Source organism: Streptococcus parasanguinis (assembly GCF_001578955.1).
Lineage (GTDB): Bacteria > Bacillota > Bacilli > Lactobacillales > Streptococcaceae > Streptococcus > Streptococcus parasanguinis_U.
In genome coordinates this window covers 270,477-273,250 of sequence record NZ_KQ969689.1, presented here as the reverse complement: position 1 = coordinate 273,250, position 2,774 = coordinate 270,477, and the positions used below count along the sequence as shown (strand labels likewise).

3 protein-coding genes are annotated in these 2,774 nt (G+C 43.1%); all 3 read right to left on the bottom strand.

What is annotated here, in order from left to right; genetic code table 11:
* Positions 1-17 precede the first annotated feature (17 nt).
* Positions 18-2,072 carry a cation:proton antiporter gene (locus tag SPADD19_RS01295; RefSeq protein ID WP_061454997.1) on the bottom strand — a complete coding sequence of 685 codons (2,055 nt, stop codon included), beginning with the start codon at positions 2,070-2,072 and terminating at the stop codon, positions 18-20.
* Between the two features lie 12 nt (positions 2,073-2,084).
* On the bottom strand, positions 2,085-2,339 hold the full coding sequence (locus SPADD19_RS01290; protein WP_023918874.1) for a hypothetical protein: 255 nt from the start codon (positions 2,337-2,339) through the stop codon (positions 2,085-2,087).
* On the bottom strand, positions 2,332-2,774 hold a 443-nt coding region (mnmM, locus tag SPADD19_RS12010), incomplete at its 5' end, for a tRNA 5-(aminomethyl)-2-thiouridylate-methyltransferase MnmM (RefSeq protein ID WP_061454996.1). The genes SPADD19_RS01290 and mnmM, both read right to left, overlap by 8 nt.

The window sequence follows — 2,774 nt, the reverse complement described above, 5'->3', positions numbered from 1 at the left end:
CTCTTTTACTTTTACGCTTATCGATTTTGTGCATACTCGATCATATCATATGGGAGAGTATTGGCACTTTCTCTTAGAGAATAGCTTTCTAATTCATTGACATTTTGTCGCATACGGCGCGCTTGCTTGGCGGTAATCAGGTGTTGCGCTTCGTATTCAAAAATAATCTTACGCTCCAAATAATAACCTCTCAACATTTCATCGATATTATTTGGTTTCACCCGGTTAATAACCCGCTCCACAAAGGCTCCACTAGTAATAATGGCCGTCTCTCTCAGACGAGATTCTTGTAGGAAAGAAATCAAACTGCTCCGATAAATCCCCTTGAGGTCTTCCAAACTTTCGATGATGATTTCTGTATTGGCCAGATAAAGGGCTGCAATCTGGTCATAATCAATGGCCTCTAACTTGCTGTCTTCTCGGGTCAACCAGTTTCGCAAGCCAGACCCAAAAGTTAAGATCTCATGAACTAATAAACGCAAGAGACGGAAAGACACCAAGAAGTAATAGGTTAGACGATACGAAAGATTGCGATTGACACGTTGTTCCATATTGTGAAGATAGCGTTGGTAGACACGGTAGCCCCGCTCTCGAATCTTCCCTTCTTCATAAGCCTGTTCCAAGCCGTCACTTTCAATACTCAAAATCAGGAGCTTCAACTGTTCCCAGTCCTTTTGAATGAGCCTGTTTTCTTGGCCTAGAATCAAGTTTTCTATGCGACCATGGTAGTTATCAATCGCCGCATACAAGGGGCCCTTGTGCTTACTATTCTTTAGATCTGCTTCTAATTCCATGACAACATCATTTAAAATCGCGATCTGCATCAGGTAGTCATTGGTTTCTTCCTTGTCTTCTGATAATTTTGGAAGTACCACTAAGCCTGCAATAAAGCTAACAAGGGTAACTCCTGCCACTAAAAAGAGTAGGATAGGGTATTCTTTTTCGATCTTGGTTGGAATCAAAAGAATCGTCGCAATCGAAACCGTTCCCTTCACACCCGAAAAGGTCAGCAATAAGGCATCCTTTAGATAATTTCTCAACGATTTTTTTAGTCGAACCGTTCGGAACCAATAAAAGAGGTAAACCATGACAAAACGAATCAAAAAGAGCAAGGCTGTCAAAAGAAAGACAGAAAGAACTAAAAGAAGATTATTGTAAATGGGACTACTTAAGATGGGCTTGGAAATCATTTCCAATTCCATTCCTAAGATGACAAAGACCGACCCATTTAAGATAAAGTTGACCGTATTCCAGACAGTATGACTCACAGTATCTACCCGCGCTTCAAGGAGGGTAATGTGCTTAAAGCGACTGGCTTTTAGGATCCCTGACACAACTACTGCAATGATACCAGAGACATGGAGTTCTTCTGCTAGAAAGAAGGTCAACAAAGGGAGACTCAGTTCTAATAACAATTCACTGGCAATATCACTGGCGTGAACACTCAAGAGCAAGGTTTGTAGCCAACGGTTCACAAAGGCTGTCAAGATCCCCACCGCAAATCCCCCAATAATGGAGATTCCTAAGGAAACCCCTGCCTCTCCAAGGGAGAAACTTCCGGTCGCAAGGGCTGCCAAGGCTACTCGAAAGGCAACTAGACCTGAGGCATCATTTAGTAACCCTTCGCCTTTTAAGATATTCGAAACCCGCTTTGGAAAGCTAAAGCGCTCAGACAGGGAAGCAAAAGCTACTAAGTCTGTAGGCCCAAGGGCTGCCCCCACTGCCATACAGGCTGCTAATGGAAGGCTCAGCCACAAGGAGTGAGCTGCCCAGCCCAAACTAATGGTTGAGATAAAAATCACTGGGAAAATCAAATAGAGGATGACCCGCCAGTGCTTTAAGACGGAAGTAATATCTGCTTCTTCTGCCTCTCGAAATAAGAGAGGACCAATGACCAAGGCCAGAAAAAGCTCGGTATCCAGATGAAAATTTTCTTCTGGCACAAAGAGGGCCCAACCAATCCCTAGTAAAATTTGAATCAAGGGCAGAGGAAGGCTCGGCACAAGTTTATTCGTGGCATTTGAGATGATCAAAATCATCGAAAAGATCACTGCATAAAGGAGTAGTTCCATATCACTCCCTCCTTACCGTTCTTGGCAACAGGTCTCAAATTGCTGTTTTAACTCCGCAATCTTTTGGTCTGTCTTGGTTACATCCTTGTGCTCAATCTTCTTTTGGCACCGTTCCATCTCAAGCGAAACCAATTTCTTTTTTATTTTGAGCATCTTTTTGGTCATATGGGCTTCATCATAAAAACCTATTGCACGCTCGTGGATGGTTGATTCGACAAAATGATGTCTCAATCCTTCGATTTTATTCTTTAAATATTCTTTATCCATGACGGTAGCTTTCTAATTTTTCGATCATGACCAAAAACGGTGGCTGATTCACTTGATTCAGTGTCCGGTAGATGGTCGCTGTATAGTCTTTTTGAGGGAGCTGACTGACAAAGTCCAGCACTGCATCACGCTCGATGTCTCCTCCCTCATGACCATAATAGATCATAATAGCCATTCGCCCACCTTTTTCTAGGCGAGCACAGATTTTTTCCATCGCTTCAATCGTGGTAGCAGGAAGAGTAATGACCGACTTATCTGCAGATGGCAGATACCCCAGATTAAAAATAGCTGCTTTGAGGGTCTCCACATATTGGTCCACATGCTGGTGGCCATCCAAGATCAACCGGACATGCTGAAGTCCCAACTTTTCCAATCTTTCTTGGGTATTTACAAGTGCTTGCTCTTGAATATCAAAGGCATAGACCTGGCCTGCTA